Below are 23,338 nucleotides of genomic sequence, written 5' to 3'. Positions count from 1 at the left end.
AGGTCTTTTGGTCTTAACGCATGGTCAACAAGACACCGCCGGCGATGATGGCCACGCAGCCCAGCCAGCGCATGGCGGAGACTTTTTCTTTCAGTATCAGGAAACCGGCGAACGTGGCCATCATCATGGACATCTCGCGCAAGGGGGCCACAACGCTGACTTCGGCCCCTTGCTGTAAAGCATAGAGCACCAAAATATACGCCAGCGGCGACAAAATGCCGACAGCCAGGGCAAGTCCCCATTTACCGCGCATCTGCTCGCGCACATGCGCCCGCCTGACCCATGTCGAGGGCGCCATCAGTAACGTGCCGCCGAACGCGGACAGCCAATCGAGCAAGACCGGCGCGACCAGCAAAACCTTTACGCTGTAGGCGTCGGTCAGGCTGTAAGCGGCGATAAAAACGCCGATCAAGACACCCCATCGGATCCCGATCCATGCTTGCGCGTGCGCAAATTGTCGCCAGTTTCCTTGTGTAGCGATCAGCAATATGCCCCCCACTACGCTGAAAATACCCAGCGCGCCCGATAATGAAGGAATTTCTGACAACCAAAGAAAGGCGCCTACACTGGCCAGTAAAGGTCCCGTCCCGCGGGCAACCGGATACACGACAGACAACTCGGCTGCACGATAGCCTCGTAAGAGACAAATGCTGTAGCCCAGATGCAGCACACTCGACATAGCAATGAAAGCTACGACCAGCCAGCTCCACGCCATGCCGTCGTTCCAGAAAATGTAAGCGACCCATGGTGCATACACAACTGTAGAACAAAATCGATACGCAAAAACAAACGATGCGCCCGCTATGGCTGCCCGCTTGGAGATCAGGTTCCACGACGCGTGCAAGGCGGCGGCGATCACCACCAGAAAAAAGGCCTGAGCGGTCATCTGGAGCGCTTTATTTTATGCCGCGGCCATTGCTAAAGTTCAAAGGATCTCTTCCACCACGGTGGCCGGTCTGCACAAGCGCGTGCCCTTATTTGTCACCACGAAGGGCCGGTTCATCAGGATGGGATGTTCTGCCATGGCATCGAGCAATTGGTCATCGGTAATCGCCGGATCGTCAAGTTTCAATTCTTGAAACAAGGATTCTTTACTGCGTATCGCTTCGCGAACCGGAAGACCGGCATCGGTGATCAATGCGCCAAGCGAGTCGCGAGACAAAGGAGTTTTCAAGTATTCGATAACCTTGACTTGCAGACCCCGGTCTTGCAAGATTTGTAATGCAGTGCGCGAAGTGCCACAACGCGGATTATGATAGATCGTAGTCATCGCAATAAGTCATGTGTTTGTAAGACTTGACATCTTAGCCTACTGAATTGCGCTCCGGGAGCCACCATGAATTTTATTCGTTTAGTCGCTGCGTCATCATGTGCTTTGCTGATCATGGCCGGGACCATTTCAACGCCAGCCAATGCCCAGTTGAAGCCAGGAGCACACGCTCCCGACTTCACTATCGACGCCACGCTTGGGGGCAACGCATTCTCGTTCTCATTGAATCAGGCCTTAAAAAAAGGCCCGGTCGTGCTGTATTTTTATCCTGCAGCCTTCACCAAAGGCTGCACTATCGAAGCGTACAGCTTCGCCGAGGCCATCGACGAATACAAGCAATATGGAGCCACGGTACTGGGCGTGTCCGCCGATAATCTGGAAAAGTTGAAAGAGTTCTCGGTCAGTGCATGCAGGAGCAAATTCGCCGTAGGGGCCGACCCGCAGGCCAATGTGATAAAGGCCTACGACGCCAAAATGGCGTTTATGCCAAATATGGCCAATCGCGTCTCTTACGTGATCACACCGGATCGCAAGATCTATTATAAATACAGCAGTATGAGCCCCGACGATCATGTTGCCAATACCATGGCCGCAGTCAAAAAGTGGGCTGCAATGGTAAAGTAAGACTCATCGTCGGCCATCATTAATGCAAACTCCATGACTTCCATTTTTTCGTTTTCCGCGCGGGCGCTCAATGGTGAAAGCATAGAGCTGTCAAGATTCGAGGACCAGGTGCTTCTGGTGGTCAACGTTGCCTCAGAATGCGGCTTCACTCCGCAGTACCACGACCTTGAGGCCCTATATAGGGAGTATGTCGAGCGCGGTTTCGCTGTGCTTGGTTTTCCCTGCGACCAGTTCGGAAACCAGGAACCCGGCAGTGCCGACGAAATTGCCGATTTTTGTAGTCGCAACTATGGCGTGACCTTTCCCATGTTCCAGAAAATCGACGTCAATGGTCCTCAAGCGCATCCTTTGTTTACCTGGCTGAAAAGTGAAAAGGCCGGAGTACTGGGTAGCCAGAATATCAAATGGAATTTCACGAAGTTTTTGCTTGGCCGCGATGGTAAGGTACTGAATCGTTACGGCTCAATGACGAAACCCCCAGCATTGCGCAGCGACATCGAAAAGGCGCTGGCATCGCGGCCGTAAGCTATCCCGGCGTAAACGAACAAGGAACACAATGATCGATTTTCATTACTGGACGACTCCCAACGGACACAAGGTCACCTTGTTTCTAGAGGAAACCGGCCTGCCGTACAAGATTTTTTCGGTCGATATTGGCAAAGGCGAACAATTCAAATCTGAATTCCTCAAAATCGCGCCGAATAATCGTATTCCGGCCATTGTCGACCATGCTCCCAGTGATGGCGGTGAACCGATTAGCGTCTTTGAGTCCGGGGCAATATTGCTTTATCTTGCCGACAAAACCGGCAAGTTCATATCATCGACTTTGCGAGGCCGGGTAGACGTATTGCAATGGCTATTCTGGCAAATGGGCGGGCTTGGACCTATGGCCGGGCAGAATCATCATTTCAATACTTATGCCCTAGACAAAATTCCTTACGCTATTGACCGATACGTTCGTGAGACGGCGCGTTTGTACGGCGTGCTTGATCACCACCTGACGGGCCGGGACTTTATCGCAGGCGAGTATTCCATTGCCGACATGGCGTGCTATCCATGGATAGTTCCGCATGCGCGCCAGGAGCAAGATCTGAACGATTTCCCTAACCTGCAACGTTGGTTCGAATCGATCAGGGCACGTCCGGCCACGCAGCGCGCCTACGAACTGGCGGCCCAAATCAATACCGCACCTTCAGTCCACGATGAGGCTTCACGGAAAATTCTTTTCGGCCAGGATGCCTCCACCGTAAAATAAGCATTATGAAACCTCTGATTCGACAATTACGTCTGGCCCTGATCGCCGGCTCCTTTGCTGTGCTCGCAGCCTGTGCAAGCGGACCTTCCGATAACATTTCCTTAATACCTGCTGAGATCGCCGAGCAGACCAGTAAAGAGGGGCTGTTCACTCAGGCAATCAAATGGGAACACAAGAAACCGGGATGTACCGGGGACTGCCCCACATTAAAGCTGGATTCAGTGATTTTTCCAGGCATAGAGCGACTGACGCAACTGGTTGATCACGCTTTGGCTGTAATGACCGGCGTCGGTAATAGCGGACTGCCCCCGTACGATACGGTCGCTGAGTACGAACAATACTTTTGGAAGACAGCGGCTCCACGTGATTCTGTGTTGCTGGCGGCCAAGACACGCTACAGGAACAAGAACCTGACAGTGGTTGAGTTGAATACCTGGCAATACTTCACGGGCTCGGCGCATGGGATTTCTGCCACGCAGTTTCTGAACTGGGATAATGCCGCGGGCAAAGTGCTTGGCCTGGCGAACGTCCTGCAGCCTGGGAAAAATGATGCTTACGTAGCAGCGCTCAGATCTGTGCACAGTCAATGGCTGGCCGCCAACCCTGACGCACAGCGCGACCCGCAAGCCTACGCGCGTGTATGGCCCTTCCAAGTAAGCAACAACTTTGGCTTTTCAGATCAAGGGTTAATCGTCAAATACGATTCATACCAACTAGCCCCGTATTCTTCAGGCCAACCCGAACTGCTAATTCCTTACTCTGCCCTACAAGATGTCCTGCGACCGGAATACTTGCCCACGTAAATAAAACGGCCCCATGTAGGCATAAGCATTTTCTGAGGCAATGTCGTTTGGCGTCGTAACCCGCCTTTCTACGCCAAATCGTTGATCAATCAGCCGGCTTGTCGTTGAAACGTTCCAGGTCGAAATAAGGTGTGCTTTTCGTTCCACTGCTATTTGAGGAAGGCTTGGAGGCTTTCGGAGGCTTCGACGCGTCCGCATCGAGATCATTAAGATCAACCGCCTTAACATCTGTGGTGCCTTGTGTCTGGGTAGCGCCTTGCCGGGCGTCAACACCTTCGTGCGCCGGCCTTGCCGCGTGCACACTGTTTTGCTGGCGTATTGCTGCCCGCTGCTGCAGCACTTTGTTTGTCAGTGCGTCGAGTTTCGCTGCCAGCGCTTCGTGTTTATTGTTGCGTGCCCAGTCGGCGGCGTCGAGCTTCTGCAAGTTTTGCGTTGTGACCTCGGCACCGTGGTTGAGTAGTAACTGAACCATTGCTTCATTCCCGGAATGCGCGGCCATCATCAAAGCCGTAGTGCCATCTGGCGCTGGGGCGTCGATGATGGCTTTATGAGCAATGAGCATTTTTGCTGTATCAACTTTGCCCGTGGATGCCGCATAGTGTAATGGCGTCCAGCCCAGCCGATTCACCATCGCGCCACGACGGATCAAGTCCTCGGAGCGTTTTGTCTCGCCCAATACTGCTAAATACATCAATGGCGTTTCACGATTGATGTTGATCGCATTGAGCGCGGTTTTCGGATTCGCCGCCAATACATCGTAAACGTTCCACGCACCATCGCGGATGGCTTGCATGATCGCTGGTTGACCCTTCGCGCTAAGCTCGTTGGGGTCGACGCCCCGCGTCAGCATGGTTTGCACATTTTTCGCTTGATCGTTCGCGATGTGAACCCACCAGTCTGAGGGGGGTGCCGCAAAAGCGGAAATTGACAGCACTATCGCTGCGAAAGCCACCGATAGGCGGCTGCGCCTAGATAAACCATCTGAAAGACTTTTCATGGCAGCCCCCAAAGACAAGGCAATATTGTGAGATAGGTTTCGATAAATGCTTTTGTTAGACATTTTAGCGGTTAAGCAGCGATGTTTAACAACTTACTTTAACTAATTTTCGTTAAGTAGGCCACATTGAATAAATCACTGTAGAGAAAGGACTTTAGATAATTTACATTAGATAAGTTAGATTAGATTAACGCCTTATCTTATTGAAAAGACTAAAAAAATTATCGGTAGAGTGTTGTGCGATCGTGACGGCGGGTATCCCCCGCAATTCGGCGATTTTTTCAGCCACGTGGATAACGTTGGAGGGATCATTGGTTTTACCACGATGCGGCACGGGCGCGAGATAGGGCGAATCCGTTTCAATAAGCAGTCGATCGAGTGGCAGGTTTTTAGCCAACTCGTGCAACTCTGCCGCCTTTTTGAACGTGACGATTCCCGAAAGCGAAATATAAAAATTCAGGTCCATGGCGGCCTTGGCGACTTCCCAAGATTCCGTAAAACAGTGCATTACACCGCCAAATTCATCGGCGCCCTCTTCTTTCATAATCCGTAAGGTGTCGGCGCTTGCCGAACGAGTATGAATAATAAGGGGCAAACCGCTTTGCCGGCTTGCCCGGATGTGCGTTCGAAAACGGTCCCGCTGCCATTCCAGGGGTTCGGACAGTCGAAAATAATCCAAGCCTGTTTCGCCTATCGCGACCACTTTTGGAGACTCTGCCATGTCGACCAGCTCTTGTACCGTTGGCTCGGGCGTATCTTCGTAGTCCGGGTGCACACCAACCGAGGCGTACAGGTGCGGATGCGGCGCCACCAAGCTCATCAGCCCAGGCCAATTCGGAAGATTGACGCTCACCACCAAAGCGTGACTTACTAGGTTTTTTTCCATGCGTTTCAGGATTTCAGGCAGGTTTTCAGCCAGTTCGGGGAAATCAAGGTGGCAATGCGAGTCGACGTACATAATAAGTTTCTTGTGCTGATCAGTTCAAAGGTAGGCGAAAGGAGACACCATTTTCACAGTGTAGCTTCTTTGCTAACGCTACACGGCCTTGCCGCAGGCGATCATCAGCCGTTGCAAAGTAGCGTGTACCAACAACTTTGCATTAAGTGGGTGCGACGCAGTCGCACGTTGCTGTGCGAGCCATTTTGCCGCTTCGGCCAGACCGACCGGCGATGCGTGACCGGCGGCAAGGCGGGTTTGTCGCTCCAGAGCGGGAAAATATCGCACGGGCGCGTTGGCTGCCGCCAGAAGCAGATCGAGAACAAGTCGCTGCAAAGTGTCTATCCAGATCTCCGGGGGTATTTTTTCCAATTGATCCGCTACGGGGCCTATATCGGGGACTTGAGCTCGTGCCAGCGGGGAAATAAGCTGCGCCAACCATTCCGGGCAAGGGTTCTCGTTCGTTTTGGAAATCTGCAGGGCAAGTAGTGGAGCTCCGCCGGCCGAAGCGAGCCATTCCTCCGCCCGATTTACTCCTTGACCCTCCAGCCACGACATGCTGTGTGATTTGTCGGGTACCGGCAAAGGCATCCGCCTGCAGCGTGACACAAGTGTTGGAAGAAGCCGGTCAGGAGCGTCGGCCACCAATAAAAATACGGTATGTTCCGGCGGCTCCTCAAGAACTTTCAGCAACGCATTTGCCGATATGTGATTCATCGCCTGAGCCGGATACAGAACCGCCACGCGCCAACCGCCCCGATGGGTCGCGGTGTTGAACCACGATGTCAGTCCTCGCAGCTGGTCAATGCGAATGTCCTTTGATGGCGCCTTCTTGCTGGCGGAGCTAGCTGCGTCGCCCTCGTCTTCGCCACCGCTTGCGGACGCGCCCTCTTCCATGGCCATCGCCTCAGGTCGTATACGGCGAAGGTCCGGATGATTGCCGCTCGCCAGCCATAGACACGCCGCGCAATGACCGCAGGCAATACCTTGAATGGGGGACTCACACAACAGGCTTCCTGCCGCAGCCAATGCAAATTGGCGCTTCCCTATGCCCGGCAGTCCATGAATCAGCCACGCATGAGCGAAACGCTCACGATCGCTTAGCCATGAAGTCGCCAACTGTTCGTGCCATGGAAGGAATTGCGCCAAATCGCTCATGGCCCTACACCGGCATGATGGCTTTGAACCAGTTCGTCTACTTGATGCGCAAGGCCAAGACGGACGGTCTCGATGGGCAACGTCGAATCTACGATCCGCAAGCGATCGGGGAACTTTAATAAGCGGTCATGATAAGCACGTCGGGTACGTTCGAAAAAATCATCTCCCTCTTGTTCGAACCGGTCTAGGTCACGACTACGAGCCAGGCGTTCTCGGGCGACGGCCAGCGGCACATCGAATAACCAGGTTCGATCAGGCTGGAGATCCGAGTGCACCCATTGCTCGAGCCGGCTGATCGGCTCAAACCCCAGCTCGCGTCCCCCGCCCTGGTAGGCATAGGTAGCGTCGGTGAATCGATCACAGACCACCCACGAGCCGGCAGCCAATGCTGGCTTAATAACCGTTTCGATGTGTTCGCAACGGCCTGCGAACATCAACAGAGTTTCGGTTCGCAGATTCATGGGTTGCGTGAGCACGAGCTGACGCAATTGCTCGCCCAATGCCGTGCCACCCGGTTCGCGTGTGGAGACAACCGACAACCCATGTCGCTGCAGCTGTTCGACCACCCACTTAATGTGGGTGCTTTTTCCAGCTCCGTCAACACCTTCAAGGGTGATAAAACAACCTCGCTGAATCGGCATCAATTGCCTCGCCCTAATATATATTTAGACACTGCGCGATTATGGTCGAGCAAGTTTTGAGAAAATTCGCTTGTGCCGTCGCCACGGGAGACAAAATACAGGAATTTATGTTTTTCGGGATGCAACGCAGCCGTTAATGCGGCGCGCCCCGCGTTGGCAATGGGCGTCGGAGGCAGGCCTCCGCGGGTATAAGTGTTCCAGGGCGTGTCGGTCTGCAGATCTTTTTTGCGAATCCGTCCCTGATATGCCTCGCCCATACCATAGATAACCGTTGGGTCGGTTTGCAAAGGCATATTCAAACGAAGGCGATTGATGAATACGCCCGAAACGCGGTCACGATCCGAGCTATGGCCTGTTTCTTTTTCAATGATGGATGCCAATACCAGCGCTTCGTAAGGAGTTTTAAGCGGCAAATCGGGGTCGCGCTGAGCCCAGGCGGACTCAAGCAGCTGTTCCTGCGCATGATATGCACGGCGCAATATATCAAAGTCGGAGGATCCCGGATTGAACACGTAGGTGTCTGGATAAAAGAGGCCTTCCGGGCTACTGGCGGACGAACCTAGTCTGCTTAACAATTCGGCGTCTGTTAGCGTGGTCATCGTCTGGCGGATGCGCGGATTTTCGCGCAGGGCCTGGCGGACGCGTTGATACGTCCACCCCTCGATCAGGGTAATCTGGGTTTGAGACATATCGCCGTTTGCCATCCGCTCTAGCAAGACGCGCGGGGTATCGCCCCGCATTGCCTCATAGGCGCCCGCCTTCAGCAGCTTATCGCGTCCGGTCAATCGCGCCAGCGCCACGAAGGCGGTTTCATTAATATGTATGCCGGATTTGTTCATAACCTGTGCGATTGACCGAGGACGGCTACCTGCCTCGACAATGTAGTCGATCCGTTCGCTGTCCATGGCAACTGGATGCTCTACCCAGTACCAGGCAACCGCGCTGAGCCCCGTAGCGATAACCGCCGCGAGCAATAGCAAATATAGAAAAATCAGTTTAAGTTTCGTCATTGAACCAAAGTGTAGTCCAGCAAAGACATGCATTTCACCGGGGAAAAGATCAAGCCTTCGGTTTCCGGGGGAAACCACAGCATGATTTCCCGAAGCCCGTTATCATAATCGCTACCTTTGCCTGTGTCTCTTGTAGCGAGTCGTGTTTTTTCATGAACAATCCATCAAGTTTTGTTGCCCCCCTAAATGATCTTGCCGTTATCGAGGTCTCTGGGGCTGACGCCGCCAGTTTTCTCCATAGTCAGTTGACGCACGACATTAGCGGTCTTAGTCCGGATCACGCGCGCCTGGCCGGCTACTGCACCGCCAAAGGACGCCTGTTAGCCAGCATGGTACTGTGGCGAGGCCATGAAGGCGACATTCCTTCGTTCTATGCCATTGTTAAAGCCGACCTAGCGCTGGCGCTGATAAAGCGGCTTTCGATGTTTGTGCTGCGGGCAAAAGCCAAACTGCAGCTTACTGACTGGAAGGTATCGGGTGTTGCCGTGAATAATTTTACGCTTGACGCACATACCGCCGACCCCAACCCATTGCAAGACAGTACGCTTATCAAAGAAGCTCAGATTCTGTCCGGTGAACCGCAAGTCTGGGACGTTGCACGAACCAGCAGCGGCAGCTGGATTTGCGCGCCATCAACCGATCCTGCAATAGTGCGCTGGTGGTTCATTGCCAAACAGCCCCACGGCGCCGCTTCGACGCTCAGTGTTGACACTTCAGTTGCCTCATCGAAAGCCGAACGCTGGCAAGCCGCCGACATTGCCGCGGGCTTGCCTTGGGTCGTAGCAGCCACTCAAGATGTTTTCATCCCACAGACGCTAAATCTAGATCTGATAGATGGCGTCAGTTTTACGAAAGGGTGTTATCCCGGCCAGGAGGTAGTGGCCCGCAGCCATTACCGTGGCACCGTGAAGCGCCGCATGGCATATGGTATTGCCGAAACCGGCTCTGACGTTCATACCGAGTCGCTTACTGGCTCCGACATTTATAACACCCATAACCCCGCCACCCCTTGCGGGCGAATTATTAACGCCGCTCGCTCCGGGGGGCTGCATGTTTTGATGGAAGTGCAGTTGTCCGACTTGGACACTGCAGAATTTCGTTTGGGTCAACCTGACGGCCCGATCATTAATTTGGCGCCCATGCCTTACAAGATAAGGGCCGAAGATTAAGCCAACCTGCGTTCAGGCACTTCGCTTAAAAAGATTAACAATGCTGGAAAAATCCAGAGCACCGTTACCTTGGGCACTATGCATCGAATATAGGTTACGTGCGAGCTCGCCCAAGGGCACGGAAGCTCGGGCATTCAGGGCCGATTCCGCAGCAAGCCCAAGGTCTTTCAGCATAAGGTCAACGCCGAATCCGCCCGCATATCCCTTAGCGGCCGGAGTATTGTCCATGACCCCCGGCCACGGGTTATAAAGCTCGGTAGCCCAGTTGCGCCCGGAACTCTTGGCAATAATGTCAGACAATACCTTGGGATCCAGTCCGTTGGCGACCCCGAGAGCAAGCGCCTCGGACGTACCCGCCATTAAAACTCCTAGCAGCATATTGTTGCATATCTTGGCAACCTGCCCTGCCCCGGCTTCCCCCGCATGGAAGATGTTCTTGCCCATTTCTTCCAGATAGGGCCTGGCGGCGTCAAGGTCTACGGCTTCGCCGCCCACAATAAACGTAAGGGTCGCGGCCACGGCGCCGCCAGTACCTCCGGAGACCGGGGCGTCTATCATGCGTATACCGCGCTGCTTGGCGGCTTGGGCAACCTTGCGGGCAGATTCCGGTGCAATGGTGCTGCATTCAAGGACCAGGCTTGAGGACGGTATATGCTTGAGTAGTCCCGACTCCCCTAAATATAGTCCTTCTACGTGTTTGCTGGCCGGCAACATCGAGATCACCACGTCGGCATTATCGACAGACTGTTCTGCTGAAACTGCCGCACGGGCGCCGGCATCGACCAGGGTTTTTATCGCAGCGGGTACCAGATCGAACACGACAAGCTCGTGTCCGGCCTTGACCAGGTTCAACGCCATCGGGCCACCCATATGGCCCAGACCAATAAATGCAATACGACTCATGGTTGTCTCCTTTTTTTTAGTATTCAACGTTGTCTTGAAATGCCAGCTAATCAGTTAATGTTGTTTGTCCGAGGTCGGCCAACGGATGGGACTCTGAATCCGGCCAAGGCTGTTGAAAGAAACGCTGGACCCAGGCATCGGTGGCCAGTTCAAGCGTAGCAGGCTCCCACCGGGGTCGTTTATCTTTGTCGACCAACAGCGCCCGTATACCTTCCTGGAAATCGCCCTCGGCGCCACAATGCAAGGAGACAATGTATTCCTGGCGGAATGCTCCCGCAAGAGACAAGAGTCGAGTTCTATTTAATAAGGCGAAACATAATCGAGCCGAGCCGGGTGATCCGGAGCTGAACGTATTGGCGGCGCGCTTTAGCCAGGGATCTGGATCGTCGGCCCAGCTTAGGATGTTGCGGCAGATCGCATCGAAATCCATCCCGTCGCAACACTGCCGTATAAGAGAGTAGTTTTTTTGCAGTGGTCCTTGTGGCCATTCGGATTGCGGCTGGTGTGCAAGCAGCAATCGACGCAATCGAATATCGTTATCGTCTCGAACATCCGACCATTTTTCACTTTGGATGGCGCCGACGAGCTCGTTCAACTGAGTAGACTCAAGCCTGTAATCGGCCAAACCTAGAAAATAACAATCGTTGGCGCCCAGCTGAGCTCCTGTCAAGGCCAGGAACAACCCTAAGCCGCCTGGCAGGCGCGCGAGCATCCAGGTGCCCCCCACGTCGGGGAATAAGCCTATGGAGATTTCCGGCATCGCAAAGCGCGTGGTGTCGGTTGCTACTCGATGACTTGCGCCCATCATGAGCCCGACGCCGCCGCCCATAACTATGCCGCTACCCCAGCACAAGATAGGCTTCGGATAGGTATGGATCTGATAATCCAGCCGGTACTCGTCGTCAAAAAATTTTCGCGCATACGCATTCTTCCATGCCTGGCCGCTCGTATTTTCCTGCATGGCCTGGTACAAGCCGTGCAAGTCGCCGCCAGCGCAAAAAGCCTTGTCGCCAGCGCCTTTCAGTATTACCAGGGCGATTGACTGATCTTTTTCCCATAGATTTAGCTGTTCAGCCAGAAGATTGCACATCTGGAGTGACAAACCATTAAGCGTTTCCGGGCTGTTAAGGGTGGCGACCCCGACTTTCAGGTTGCTCGCTGTATCCAGAACTTCAAATAACACCGGGGAGTTCATCGGATATCAGCTCCTTTTTCGATTAATTGCCGCGCAATGATGACGCGCATGATCTCGTTCGTACCTTCGAGGATTTGGTGTACGCGCGTGTCGCGTACGAGACGTTCCAGGGGATAGTCTTTCAGGTAGCCATAGCCACCGTGAATTTGCTGGGCGTCGAGGCAGACCTGAAAGCAAAGGTCGGTTGCCAGCCGTTTGGCCATTGCACAATAGGTGGACGCTTGGGGATCGCCCTGATCTAGCTTGGCGGCCGCTAGACGCACCATTTGGCGCGAGGCCACAATACTGGTGAGCATGTCTGCCAGCTTGAACTGCAAGGCCTGGAAGCTGGCAAGGGGCTTGCCAAACTGTTTGCGCTCGCTGAGATATAGCCGGGCGGCTTCGTAAGCGCCCTGAGCCGCTCCGACCGAACAGGTGGCGATATTGACACGGCCACCGTCCAGGCCTTTCATGGCGAACTTAAAACCTTCGCCTTCGCTACCTAATAAATTCTGCTCAGGGATCTCGGCGTTGACAAAGGTTACTGATCGGGTCGACTGACTATTCCAGCCCATTTTGTCTTCTTTGCGGCCATACGTAATACCCGGAGTAGTGGCTGGCACGACAAAGGCGGATATTCCGTTGGACCCAGGTCCGCCAGTGCGGGCCATGACGACCAGCACGTCAGTATCACCCGCGCCTGAAATGAAGGCCTTGGCGCCATTGAGCACATAGCTGTTGGCTCGTTTGTCCGCCCGGGTGGATAACGAACCAGCATCAGATCCGGATCCGGGTTCCGTTAAACAATACGATGCCAGTTGTTGCCCCGAAACCAGCCCCGGTCCCCAGGTCTCGCGCACGGATTCGGTACCCCAGGATCCGATCATCCATGCCGCCATATTGTGAATCGTCAGGAACGCCGTCGTGGAAGGATCGTGGGCCGCCATTTCTTCAAAAACCAATGTGGCATCGAGCCTCGGCAGGCCCAGGCCCCCGATGGATTCGGGCGCATAGATAGCACAAAAGCCCAGCTCGCCGGCGCGTTCAAAAACCGCGCGCGGGAAGATGCTTTCGGCATCCCACCGGGCCGCCTGGGGAGCAAGTTCCCCTAATGCGAATTCGCGTGCGGCTTTGGCGAATGCTTCTTGTTCGTCGCTTAGACGAAAGTCCATGATCATGTCTCCTTCGGCTGTGTCGTTGGATCCGGTGCTTGGTGCCCGGCTTATATTTTTATCGTGTTCACCATAGCGCGTTACGATTCTTTTTTTTGTCATACGCACGACAATCACCAGGCTCAGGATTCGATGAGACCTGCCGCAATTTTGGCCTTGCGTCGCTTGGGCCGGTTCTTTGGCTTCGTCATGAAGGCCTCGCGGTGCATGGCACGGCGGTGCCGTGATTCCATAGGGTCAAAAGTGAGCGGCCGGTAAATCTCAAGCCGATCGCCCTGAAGCAATTCGCGATCAAGGCTGCACACCTGGCCGTAGATTCCAACTGCCAGCGCATCGTAGGGGTATTCAGGAAACAACGCCGGGAACCCGCTCCCAGCAAGCGCGCTTGCCACAGTCGTGCCCTGGGGCAAGCACAAATTTAGCTGCCAGACTGAATCTGGCTGCGCGTATATTAATTGCACCGCGATGGTGCCCGTTTCTTCGGACATTATTCTCCGTAGACCGCTTGGGCGCGCTGGGTAAAAGAATCAATGAAGCTGCTGGCAATTCTATTAAATATCGGACCCACCACCGCCTCGAGGGTACGACTGGAAAACGCGTATTCCATAATATAGACGACCTTGCATGCATCTTCCGCAAGCTCATGGAATTCCCAGTTACCCGTCAAGGCCGAGAATGGGCCATTGATCAAATGAAACGTGATCACTCTGGGATAATCATGCTCGTTTCGCGTGGTAAAGGTCTGCTTGATACCCGCGATGCTGATCGTAATTGATGCCTCCATACCCTTTTCGTCGTGCTTATGCACAATGGCGCCACCGCACCAAGGCATGAATTCTGGGTACTTGGCGACATCAGCAACCAGATCGAACATCTGTGCACGGCTATAGGGAACTAGAACGGAACGTTGGACTGTATGCATTGAAAGTCGTTAATGGATAGAATGTACTGATTTTACAGCCTACATTTAAACTTATTCATGAGCATTGTCGACAACCGCAAAGCAACGCACGATTACTTCATTGAAGACCGCTACGAGGCAGGTCTTGTGCTTGAAGGCTGGGAGGTAAAAGCCATACGCGCGGGTCACGTACAGCTCAAGGAAAGCTACGTTATTGTGCGCGATGGTGCACTATGGATTATCGGCATGCATATCAGTCCGCTACCAACCGCCTCCACACACATCCATCCCAACGCTACGCGAACGCGCAAGCTATTGCTGCACGCTGAAGAGATCAGCAAGCTTATCGGCAAAGTGGAGCAACGCGGCTATACATTGGTTCCACTCAACCTTCATTTCAAGAACGGGCGTATCAAACTCGATTTTGGTTTAGGACGTGGCAAGAAACTGCACGATAAGCGCGACGTGGCTCGTGATAAAGACTGGGAGCGTGAAAAACAACGCATCATGAAACACGACACTCGGGCATGATTGCTTGACGCCCAAATGGTTTATCCGAGACTGAAGCCTTCTAGCTTCAAGAGCGCCAGTTTGCGATTCAGTCCGCCGGTGTAACCCGTCATGCGTCCAGTTCCTGACAACACCCGGTGACAAGGAATAATTATCGCGATGGGATTCCTGCCGACTGCAGTGCCAACCGGGCGGCCATGGTGGGGACTAAGCCCTACGGCGCGGGCAATATCGCCATACGACACAAACTCGCCGAACGGAATGTCGAGCAATGCTCGCCATACTTTCTTCTGGAAAACCGAACCATCAGGCTGCAAAGGCACAGTGAAGGCTGTTCGTGTGCCTAAAAAATACTGGGAAAGCTCTTGTCGGGTCTGCTCGAACACGGCCAGAGCAGTGGCAGGCGTAACGGCCTGCATAAGTTCCAAAGAGAAGGACTCCGATGCGTCGCAACGCGATTCGCCAGTGGCTTGGGTGATACCAGCCCTCGGATTGCTTTCAGTTGAATCAGCGGCCTCGAATAAGGGGCCATCGCCACTTATTTTTCTTGCCCGCAAAAGCTTCAGGGGATAACCGGCCAGCATTCCTTCTGCTGGCCCAAAGCTGCGGTGCAACGGCACCGTCGCGCCAGCGGGCTGTGGACTATCTTTCTGGTCTGTGAAATACAAACCGGTCAAGTATGTCCCATCGCAGCAGAGCACCATGTCGCCCAATTCGGATGACATCTGTGCGCAATATGTCATGGCGTTCCCCGGCTTCAGCTTACTAGGCGTCGAACTATTTTAATGCAGCTTTACCCTTGGGGCCCCGCGTTTCATCAGTATTCTGCCCAAGGCCAAAGCCGCTGTACGAGCGAAGCCTAAAATAGCAAAGTGATGCATCAAGTGCAGGCTCATGTACATCATCCTGGCGAGCAACCCTTCAACGAACCAGCTTTTCCCGGAAAGCACCCCCATCAAACTGCCCACGCCGCGGCTGTGGCCCACCGAAACCAGGGATCCATAGTCGCGAAAGCGGAAGTTACGGTTTTCGCTTTGTTGGCCTTGTATCCGCCGAGCCATCTCAGGCAAAAGAAAGCTCGCCTGCTGATGAGCGATCTGGGCACGGGCGGGAAGAAACTGGGTCGTGTTGTCCCAGGGCACTTGCGCGCAATCGCCCAAGGCAAAGACTGCGGGGTCCTCAGTGCGTAGCCCTCGATCGACGACAAGTTGATTAATGCGGTTGGTTTGAAGACGCAATTGTTTCAGGAAAATCGGCGCTTCGATCCCGGCAGCCCATACACATAAGTCTATGGGGTACCTGGCGCCATTCGCATCGTACAAAGCGTCCGGTTCGACCCTGGCGACCCGGACAGAAGTTTTCACCTGTATGCCCCGGTCAATCAGTAATTGCTGTGCCGCAACCGACATTTTTTCGGGAAGTGCCGATAAGATACGATCGGCGCCTTCAAGCAAAGTTATCTGGATGTCTCGTTGGGGATCAAGGCTATTAAGACCATAAAAGACGGCGTCAGCGCAAGCTTCACGCAGCTCGGCGGCAAGCTCAACGCCAGTTGCCCCACCACCCACAATACCGATCTTCAAGACGTAATCCGCGTGCTCAGTCTTCTTTTGATTGGCAGTTACTAATTGGTGCAGCAATCTTAGGCGGAATCGTTCCGCTTCCTGGGTGGAGTCCAGCGCAATAGCATGTTCAGCTGCCCCGGGTGTGCCGAAAAAATTGGATTTGCTGCCCACAGCTAATACCAGAGTATCGTAATGCAAATTACGTGCGGGGAAAATTTCGATGTCCTGGTCGGAAAAAACTGGTTTCAGTTGTACAAGACGGCCATCGCGATCGACATGCGCGACTTCACCAAAGATAAAGGTGAACCCTTTATCTTTGGCCAACATAAAGTATGAAAGGCCCTCACGGTGTATATCCAGCGTGCCGGCTGCGACTTCGTGCAACGAAGGCTTCCAGATATGGTCGCCCGCCCTGTCTACCAAAAAGACATGTTGAGGCCCGAATTTTTTACCTAGCTTCGCCGCCAATTCCAGTCCTCCAGCCCCGCCACCCACAATTACCACTTTGTGCGGTCCAGTCTGCATCATTTATTCTTTGTCCTTATTTCCGTAAAGGTTAGAAAAAATCCCGCTTACCATCCTCCGCCTAAAGCTTTGTAAAGCGTAACGTGATTACTGTTCTTTGTCAGCCGCAGCGTGATCAGATCTTGCTGAGCAGCATAAAGGCTGCGTTGTGCATCAAGCACGTTCAGGTAACTGTCGACACCGCTGCGAAAACGTGCGTCCGATAAGGCATGATTGTCGGCTGATGCATCGACCAGCGCCATTTGGGCGTTTAGCTGTTCGTCAATGGTTCCGCGTTGCGCCAGACCGTCGGCCACTTCACGAAAAGCGTTTTGGATCGCTTTCTCGTACTGCGCCAATGCGATATCGCGGTCAACCTCGGACACTCTCAAGTTGGCACGATTACGACCGCCCTCAAAAATGGGTAGATTGATCTGCGGAATGAAGTTCCAGAAACCGCTACCGCCGTCAAATAGGCCCGATAAGGCGCTGCTCGCGGTTCCGGCCGAAGCCGTGAGACTGATGCTGGGAAAGAATGCCGCCCTTGCCGCGCCGATATTGGCGTTAGCCGCTTGCAATAGCTTTTCAGCCTGCAGCACATCGGGACGCCGCTGCAGGACGTTGGACGGCACCCCAGCATTCAACCGAGCCAAAGTGACCTTATCGTCGTTTTGCGATACAGGAAGAAGTTCATCAGGGACATGACTGCCGATCAACAAAATGAGGGCGTTTTTATCCTGTGCAACCTGGCTCGTAAATCGCGCGACGTCAACTCTTGCAGACTCAACTATCGTCTGGGCCTGCCGAAGATCCAGCATGGATGCCACGCCAAGCTCGTGGCTACGGCGGGTTAGATCATATGACTTCGTTTGATTTGCCAGCGTTTGCCGTGCCAGCTCCAGGCGCTCCTGGTCAGCACCCATCGTCAGATAGGCGTTGGCAACTTCCGCTATAAGAGAAATCTGCACCGTATTCCTAGACTCGCGGGTCGACAAATAGCGCTGCAAGGCTTCATCTTTGAGGCTGCGCACGCGTCCGAAAAGGTCGATCTCGTAGGCACTCATTCCCACACCGGCGCTGTACTGACGACTGATGCCGGCTTCACCGCTAGGTGTCAGGTCGGCCGGCATACGCTGGCTTGTGCCCGAGCCCGAGATGCCAATCGAGGGGAAGCTATCGGCGCTCTGTATTTGATATAGCGCACGAGCACGTTCAATATTCAAGGCCGCAACGCGTAAGTCGCGATTGTTCTCTAGTGCGATGGCAACCAGCTTGCGCAGGTTGTCATCGACAATAAACTGTTTCCAGTCGATGTCAAAAGCCAAAGGCGTTGCATCTTCGGCCGACATCTCATAGGCTGGCCCAGTGGGCCAGTTGCCTGAGACCGGCATAGCGGGTTGTTCGTAGTTGGGCGCCATGCTGGTGCAGCCTGCAAGCAGTAAAGCAGTCGCTATAGTGGGTAAAGATAAACGATTCATGTCAGGCTTCGTCCGGCTGGGTAGCAATTGGAGGTTTTGCCGAGGTATCGGGCTTTTTACGGGACACCAGCTTGCGCACTGCCACGAAGAACAGAGGGATAAAGAAAATGCCCAAGAAGGTGGCGGCGATCGTACCTCCCAGTACCCCGGTTCCGATGGCATTTTTGCTGCCCGAGCCTGCGCCCGTGGAAATTGCTAGGGGCAACACCCCTAGCCCGAAGGCAATCGACGTCATCAAAATGGGTCGCAACCGCAGCTTGGCTGCTTTCAGCGCTGCGTCGACCACACCCATACCGTCGTTCATCAGATCCCGTGCAAACTCTACGATCATGATGGCGTTCTTTGCCGCTAGCCCAATCGTCACAAGCAACCCGACCTGGAAGTAAACGTCATTCGACATTCCACGGGTGCTGGCCGCGACGAGCGCGCCCAGAATTCCTAAAGGCACTACCAACATCACAGCAAAGGGAATAGACCAGCTTTCATATAAGGCGGCCAGGCACAGGAACACAACAATTAATGAAATCGCATACAGAGCTGGAGCCTGGGATCCCGACATGCGTTCCTGGTAAGACTGTCCGGTCCATTCAATACCGAAGCCTGGCGGCAGTTGAGCAGCAATTTCTTCCATAGCGGCCATAGCATCGCCTGAACTGACGCCGGGAGCCGGCGCGCCCTGGATTTGCACGGCGGGAATTCCGTTATAGCGCTCTAGCCGAGGAGATCCCGACGACCAGTACGCGCTCGAAAACGCAGAAAACGGAACCATTTCGCCTTCTGTATTTCGGGCGTACCATTTCTTTAAGTCCTCCGGCACCATGCGCGAGGCCGCTTCGGATTGAACGTACACTTTCTTGATTCGCCCGCCATCGATGAAATCATTCACATAAGATCCGCCCCACGCGGTAGATAGGGTGCTATTGATCTGATCCATGCTCAGGCCCAACGCACCGGCCTTCGCCTGGTCGATTTCGATTCGGTACTGCGGTGTGTCATCCTGTCCGTTTGGCCTTACCGCCGAGAGGCCTGGATGCTGGGCGGCGAGACCCAACAATTGATTGCGTGCCTCGGTCAATTTTTCGTGACCTGCGCTCGAGCGATCTTGCAAGTATGAGTCGAATCCACCGGCATTGCCGAGCTCCATCACGGCGGGCGGGGCGAAGGCGAAGACCATTGCATCTTTTATCTGAGACAAAGCGCCCATGGCACGGCCTGCGATCGCTGCTACGCCGTTTTCTTCTCCGGGGCGTTCATCCCACGGTGTCAGTTTCACAAATCCCAAGCCGGCATTTTGCCCGGCACCGGCGAAGCTGAAGCCCGCTACGGTAAACACCGATTCGACGTTATCCTTTTCATTTTCCATGAAGTGGGCTTCCATCTTGTCCAGTGCAGCCAGGGTGCGTTCTTGCGTTGCTCCGGCCGGCAACAATACCTGCGTGAACAATACGCCCTGATCCTCATCTGGGAGAAAGGAAGTCGGCATCCGAACGAACATAAGTACGGTGACCGCAACCAGCGCAGCATAGATCAATAGGTAGCGGGTGCTGTGAGCCAGCATGCCGCCCACGATGCCTTGATATTTATTGTTGCTGCGGTCAAAAGCCTGGTTGAACCAAGTGAAGAAACGGCCACGCTTTGCGTGCTGACCCTTGGCTATCGGCTTGAGCATCGTTGCACATAGTGCGGGTGTGAGGATGATCGCAACTAATACAGACAATCCCATCGCCGACACAATGGTGATGGAGAACTGGCGATAAATTACCCCGGTGGACCCTCCGAAAAATGCCATAGGTATCAGCACCGCCGAGATCACCATGCCAATCCCCACCAGGGCGCCTGTGATCTGGTCCATGGACTTTCGTGTCGCTTCTATCGGCGACAAGCCCTCTTCCGTCATTAGCCGCTCGACGTTTTCAACCACCACAATGGCATCATCGACCAGCAATCCGATGGCGAGCACAACCCCGAACAACGTCAGCGTGTTGATCGAAAATCCGAACGCGCTCAATATGCCGAAGGTGCCAAGCAGTACCACGGGGATAGCAATGGTTGGAATCAGCGTGGCGCGGAAGTTCTGCAGGAACAGATACATCACCAGGAAAACCAGGATCACGGCCTCAATCAGGGTGGTAACCACTCCACTGATTGATACCTCAACGAACGGCGTTGTATCGAAGGCAATCACTGCTTTCATCCCCGACGGGAATGATGATTCCATGGTCTTAACCTGCGCCTTGATGGCTTCAGCGGTGTCCAGGGCATTCGCGCCGGTAGCAAGTTTGAAACCCAGGCCTGCAGTCGGCAGTCCGTTATACCGTGCAACGATGTTATAGCCCTCGCTGCCCATTTCAATTTGCGCGACGTCGCGCAAGCGGACGGCCGCCCCTTCTGGGGTAGACCGCAAGAGTATCGCTCCAAACTCCTCTGGCGTCTGCAACAACGTCTGCGAGGTGATCGTCGCGTTTAATTGTTGCCCTGGAACGGAGGGTGTGGCACCGAGTTGTCCGGCGGAAACTTGGGCGTTCTGTGCCCGAACCGCGTTCACGATATCGCCAGGCACAAGGTTGTAGCTGAAAAGCTTATTTGGATCAAGCCAGATGCGCATTGCATATTGGCTACCGAACACTTCCAGTTCGCCGACACCCTCGACACGGCTCATGGGATCGCGTAGATTGGCAACGGCATAGTCGCCAAGGTCGGTGGCGCTCATACTGCCGTCCTGGGATATCAGCCCGACCACCATCAGGAAGTTCGCCGTTGATTTGGTTACCTGCACGCCCTGACGTTGCACTTCCTGCGGCAGCATGGGGGTCGCGATCGCCAGCTTGTTTTGTACTTGAACCTGGGCGATATCGGGATCCGTACCTGCCTTGAACGTGATGGTCAGCGCCATGCGTCCAGAGGAATCGCTGGTCGAAGACATATAGTCCATGCCATCAATGCCCTTCATCTGCTGCTCGATGACCTGGGTCACCGTGTCCTGCAAGGTCTGTGCGGACGAACCTGGATAGTTCGCCGTGATGCTGACTTGCGGCGGAGCAATGGCGGGGTACTGCGCGACGGGCAAGCTCATTATCGACAATCCCCCCGCAAGCATGATGACGAGCGCGATCACCCATGCAAAGATAGGGCGATCAATAAAAAATCGTGACATGGTTACTGCTCCGGGGTTTAGTTGGATGCTTGAGAGTGATCGGATGAACGATCAGCGCTGGCTAGATCATCACCTTTACCGGCAGCTGGGTCAGCGACTTGCTGTTCTGCTACCTGGGCATTTGTCCCCGGACGTACCTTTTGCACGCCCTCGACAATCAGTCGCTCTCCGGCCTTGATGCCATCGTCAACGAGCCATTGGTCGCCTACCGTCCGTGACGTCTTCAGGACCCGGGCCTCGACCACGTCTGCCGCATTAAGGACAAGCGCTGTCGCATTGCCTTTGGCGTCACGCGTGACGCCCTTTTGCGGCACCAGGATCGCATCGTGACGCACGCCCTCTTCCAGGACCGCCCGCACATACATTCCGGGCAGTAGATGCTGCTCTGGATTGGGAAAGACCGCTCGCAGCCTTACCATGCCGGTGCCGATATCCACGCTTACATCCGAGAATTGCAGCTTTCCGGGGTGCGCATACAGCGTTCCATCTTCGAGCACCAGCTTCACGTTCGCCTTGCCGTCTTCTGTACTTGACAAAGAACCGGAAGCCAACGCTCGACGCAGACGCATCAGTTCAACGCTGGACTGCGTTACGTCGACATAGATAGGGTCCAGTTGCTGAATCGTCGCTAAAGGACTAGTTTGATTGGCTGAAAGCAGTGCGCCAGGCGTGATGCTGGACTGACCAATTCGTCCAGAGATTGGCGCTGTGACGCGGGTGTATCCCAGGTTGATGGCCGCCATATCAAGCGCCGCTTTTGCAGAAGCAACATCGGCCTGAGCTTGAAGCATTTCAGCCGTGGCGCGGTCGTTGTCCTGACGGCTGACCGCATTGATCTTGACCAATTCCTTGTAGCGGTTTGACGTCAGCCGCGCCACTTTCAAGTTGGCTTCAGCCTTGGCCAATGCGGCCTTGGCGCTGTTGTGATTCGCTTTATATGTTGCAGGATCGATCTCGTATAAGGTATCGCCCGCTTTTACGTCACTGCCCTCTACGAACGATCTTTTCTTCACGATCCCACCAACCTGAGGACGGACTTCCGAGACCATGAACGGGCTGGTACGCCCTGCTAGCTCGCTCGTCAGCGATACAGGTCCGGCCTCAACTGTCACGACACTGACCTCAGGCACTGAAGCCGGAGCCTCTTGTGCAGCCGGTTCGGCGCAACCTGCGACTATCATTGCGCTGGCCAGAATCGATAGCGATAGCAAGTACGGGCGACGTAAGTTGGAATTCATAGGGTCTCGGGGATGAAGATTAGGAAAAAGGCGGTGACTGCTCATTGGGAGCGCAGAGGTAGATGTGGGAATTTATAACCGTACAGTACGGTCAGTTTACGCTTGACAAAAGCGCCGTGTCAAGCAAAACTGTACAAGGCAGTTCAATTATGTGAGACCAAAATGAGAACGAAAAGTGAGGCACGCCGCGATGCCATCATGGAGACCGCGGTATCAGTGTTTCGAGAGGTCGGCTTCGATGCCGCATCGATGTCCCAGATCGCCGCGCGCGTAGGCGGTTCCAAGGCAACTCTGTATAACTATTTCTCTTCAAAAGAAGAGTTGTTGCTGGCTGCCCTTCTCAGCTCCGCCGATAAATATGCAGACGACGTCATGGAGCTCGTGAAGACGTCCGGGAATTTGCCGACGCAGTTACATCGCTTCGTCATGTCGCTGCTCAAACTTATCAATTCCCCGGATACCATCCAAATACTGAGGGTTGCAATTTCCGTAGGCGGAACGTCGGACATCGGCCGTCAGTTTTACGAATTAGGAACCCATCGGGTGTGGAGCGAGATCGCCGCTATCTTGCGCCAGGAAATAGAAATTGGCACCCTGCGTGTTGGCGATCCAGACATGATGGCCATGTTGTTGCGTAGCCTTTGCGACGCCGACATGACACGCAACCTTCTGGGTGCCGGCGCAGCATTAAGCGATGAGGATGCCGAACGCAAAGCACAATGCATTGTCGATATTTTCCTGCGCGTTTATGGCGCTGCCACGTAAGTCGAACGGGCGTCCCGATAATCTATCGGGACGCCCGTTTGCACTTCTTCAAGGTGGCGCCATTGCAGATCAACGTGTTGATCTGCGTGTCGACCGGTGTTAAAGATTTA

At 54.2% G+C, this 23,338-nt stretch carries 24 protein-coding genes; 7 read left to right on the top strand and 17 right to left on the bottom strand.

The features are described from left to right. Positions 1–13 precede the first annotated feature (13 nt). Together EKL30_RS03085 and arsC are read right to left on the bottom strand one after the other, a co-directional pair. On the bottom strand, positions 14–886 hold the full coding sequence (locus tag EKL30_RS03085; RefSeq protein ID WP_126705701.1) for a DMT family transporter: 873 nt from the start codon (positions 884–886) through the stop codon (positions 14–16). Between the two features lie 39 nt (positions 887–925). Continuing rightward, positions 926–1,270 carry an arsenate reductase (glutaredoxin) gene (gene arsC, locus EKL30_RS03080; protein ID WP_126705700.1) on the bottom strand — a complete coding sequence of 115 codons (345 nt, stop codon included), beginning with the start codon at positions 1,268–1,270 and terminating at the stop codon, positions 926–928. Between the two features lie 114 nt (positions 1,271–1,384). Here arsC and EKL30_RS03075 point away from each other — a divergent pair, with 114 nt between their 5' ends. Genes EKL30_RS03075 through EKL30_RS03060 form a run of 4 tightly spaced genes read left to right on the top strand, consistent with a single transcriptional unit; the run spans position 1,385 to position 3,952 of the window. Then, the gene (locus EKL30_RS03075; protein WP_233582767.1) at positions 1,385–1,894 is read left to right on the top strand and encodes a peroxiredoxin; all 510 of its coding nucleotides are present in this window, start codon (positions 1,385–1,387) and stop codon (positions 1,892–1,894) included. A gap of 33 nt (positions 1,895–1,927) precedes the next feature. Continuing rightward, entirely contained in the window at positions 1,928–2,419 is a 492-nt protein-coding gene (locus EKL30_RS03070; protein WP_126705698.1) for a glutathione peroxidase, read from the top strand. A 31-nt stretch (positions 2,420–2,450) separates the two neighbouring features. Further along, positions 2,451–3,149 carry a glutathione binding-like protein gene (locus EKL30_RS03065; protein ID WP_126705697.1) on the top strand — a complete coding sequence of 233 codons (699 nt, stop codon included), beginning with the start codon at positions 2,451–2,453 and terminating at the stop codon, positions 3,147–3,149. Between the two features lie 5 nt (positions 3,150–3,154). Next, on the top strand, positions 3,155–3,952 hold the full coding sequence (locus tag EKL30_RS03060; RefSeq protein ID WP_126705696.1) for an RsiV family protein: 798 nt from the start codon (positions 3,155–3,157) through the stop codon (positions 3,950–3,952). A gap of 85 nt (positions 3,953–4,037) precedes the next feature. Here EKL30_RS03060 and EKL30_RS03055 read toward each other — a convergent pair whose 3' ends face one another. The 5 genes from EKL30_RS03055 to mltG form a co-directional block, all read right to left on the bottom strand. Beyond that, complete coding sequence (locus EKL30_RS03055; protein ID WP_126705695.1) at positions 4,038–4,949, bottom strand: ankyrin repeat domain-containing protein; 912 nt, start codon at positions 4,947–4,949, stop codon at positions 4,038–4,040. Between the two features lie 187 nt (positions 4,950–5,136). Further along, complete coding sequence (locus EKL30_RS03050) at positions 5,137–5,907, bottom strand: TatD family hydrolase (protein WP_126705694.1); 771 nt, start codon at positions 5,905–5,907, stop codon at positions 5,137–5,139. Between the two features lie 78 nt (positions 5,908–5,985). After that, on the bottom strand, positions 5,986–7,044 hold the full coding sequence (holB, locus tag EKL30_RS03045; RefSeq protein WP_126705693.1) for a DNA polymerase III subunit delta': 1,059 nt from the start codon (positions 7,042–7,044) through the stop codon (positions 5,986–5,988). Further along, positions 7,041–7,685 carry a dTMP kinase gene (tmk, locus tag EKL30_RS03040; protein WP_126705692.1) on the bottom strand — a complete coding sequence of 215 codons (645 nt, stop codon included), beginning with the start codon at positions 7,683–7,685 and terminating at the stop codon, positions 7,041–7,043. Before tmk ends, holB begins: the two co-directional genes overlap by 4 nt. Continuing rightward, positions 7,685–8,695, bottom strand: a complete 1,011-nt coding sequence (gene mltG, locus EKL30_RS03035) for an endolytic transglycosylase MltG (protein ID WP_126705691.1) — start codon at positions 8,693–8,695, stop codon at positions 7,685–7,687. Before mltG ends, tmk begins: the two co-directional genes overlap by 1 nt. 152 nt (positions 8,696–8,847) lie before the next feature. On the opposite strand from mltG, the gene EKL30_RS03030 reads away from it, so the two are divergent. Continuing rightward, on the top strand, positions 8,848–9,864 hold the full coding sequence (locus EKL30_RS03030; protein WP_126705690.1) for a folate-binding protein YgfZ: 1,017 nt from the start codon (positions 8,848–8,850) through the stop codon (positions 9,862–9,864). Positions 9,865–9,876: 12 nt separating this feature from the next. Here the strand turns inward: EKL30_RS03030 and mmsB are convergent, their stop codons facing one another. The 5 genes from mmsB to EKL30_RS03005 form a co-directional block, all read right to left on the bottom strand. Then, on the bottom strand, positions 9,877–10,767 hold the full coding sequence (gene mmsB, locus EKL30_RS03025) for a 3-hydroxyisobutyrate dehydrogenase (protein ID WP_126705689.1): 891 nt from the start codon (positions 10,765–10,767) through the stop codon (positions 9,877–9,879). A gap of 46 nt (positions 10,768–10,813) precedes the next feature. Then, entirely contained in the window at positions 10,814–11,962 is a 1,149-nt protein-coding gene (locus EKL30_RS03020; RefSeq protein WP_126705688.1) for an enoyl-CoA hydratase/isomerase family protein, read from the bottom strand. Then, on the bottom strand, positions 11,959–13,113 hold the full coding sequence (locus EKL30_RS03015) for an acyl-CoA dehydrogenase family protein (protein WP_126706009.1): 1,155 nt from the start codon (positions 13,111–13,113) through the stop codon (positions 11,959–11,961). The genes EKL30_RS03020 and EKL30_RS03015 overlap by 4 nt, the downstream gene beginning before the upstream one ends. A gap of 122 nt (positions 13,114–13,235) precedes the next feature. Continuing rightward, the gene (locus EKL30_RS03010; protein WP_126705687.1) at positions 13,236–13,601 is read right to left on the bottom strand and encodes an RnfH family protein; all 366 of its coding nucleotides are present in this window, start codon (positions 13,599–13,601) and stop codon (positions 13,236–13,238) included. After that, a complete protein-coding gene (locus EKL30_RS03005; protein ID WP_126705686.1) occupies positions 13,601–14,035 on the bottom strand; it encodes a type II toxin-antitoxin system RatA family toxin in 435 nt (144 codons plus the stop codon). The genes EKL30_RS03010 and EKL30_RS03005 overlap by 1 nt, the downstream gene beginning before the upstream one ends. Positions 14,036–14,092: 57 nt before the next feature. Between EKL30_RS03005 and smpB the strand changes: the two genes are divergently transcribed. Further along, positions 14,093–14,545, top strand: coding sequence for an SsrA-binding protein SmpB (gene smpB, locus EKL30_RS03000; protein ID WP_126705685.1), 453 nt, complete (start codon positions 14,093–14,095; stop codon positions 14,543–14,545). 20 nt (positions 14,546–14,565) lie between these two features. Here smpB and EKL30_RS19080 read toward each other — a convergent pair whose 3' ends face one another. From EKL30_RS19080 to EKL30_RS02975, 5 genes are read right to left on the bottom strand one after another with little or no spacing between them, the layout of a single operon-like run. Continuing rightward, on the bottom strand, positions 14,566–15,267 hold the full coding sequence (locus EKL30_RS19080) for a methylated-DNA--[protein]-cysteine S-methyltransferase (RefSeq protein ID WP_233582693.1): 702 nt from the start codon (positions 15,265–15,267) through the stop codon (positions 14,566–14,568). 39 nt (positions 15,268–15,306) lie between these two features. Continuing rightward, positions 15,307–16,617 carry an NAD(P)/FAD-dependent oxidoreductase gene (locus EKL30_RS02990; RefSeq protein ID WP_126705684.1) on the bottom strand — a complete coding sequence of 437 codons (1,311 nt, stop codon included), beginning with the start codon at positions 16,615–16,617 and terminating at the stop codon, positions 15,307–15,309. Positions 16,618–16,661: 44 nt separating this feature from the next. Beyond that, positions 16,662–18,071 carry an AdeC/AdeK/OprM family multidrug efflux complex outer membrane factor gene (gene adeC, locus EKL30_RS02985; RefSeq protein ID WP_126705683.1) on the bottom strand — a complete coding sequence of 470 codons (1,410 nt, stop codon included), beginning with the start codon at positions 18,069–18,071 and terminating at the stop codon, positions 16,662–16,664. A 1-nt stretch (position 18,072) separates the two neighbouring features. Beyond that, a complete protein-coding gene (locus tag EKL30_RS02980; protein WP_126705682.1) occupies positions 18,073–21,225 on the bottom strand; it encodes an efflux RND transporter permease subunit in 3,153 nt (1,050 codons plus the stop codon). 17 nt (positions 21,226–21,242) lie between these two features. Continuing rightward, entirely contained in the window at positions 21,243–22,463 is a 1,221-nt protein-coding gene (locus EKL30_RS02975) for an efflux RND transporter periplasmic adaptor subunit (RefSeq protein ID WP_126705681.1), read from the bottom strand. Between the two features lie 162 nt (positions 22,464–22,625). On the opposite strand from EKL30_RS02975, the gene EKL30_RS02970 reads away from it, so the two are divergent. Continuing rightward, positions 22,626–23,228, top strand: coding sequence for a TetR/AcrR family transcriptional regulator (locus EKL30_RS02970; RefSeq protein ID WP_126705680.1), 603 nt, complete (start codon positions 22,626–22,628; stop codon positions 23,226–23,228). Positions 23,229–23,338 lie beyond the last annotated feature (110 nt).

The organism is Candidimonas sp. SYP-B2681 (assembly GCF_003971065.1).
Classification (GTDB): Bacteria; Pseudomonadota; Gammaproteobacteria; order Burkholderiales; family Burkholderiaceae_B; genus Pollutimonas.
The sequence above is the reverse complement of the archived record's forward strand: the minus strand, read 5'-3'. Positions and strand labels throughout refer to the sequence as shown.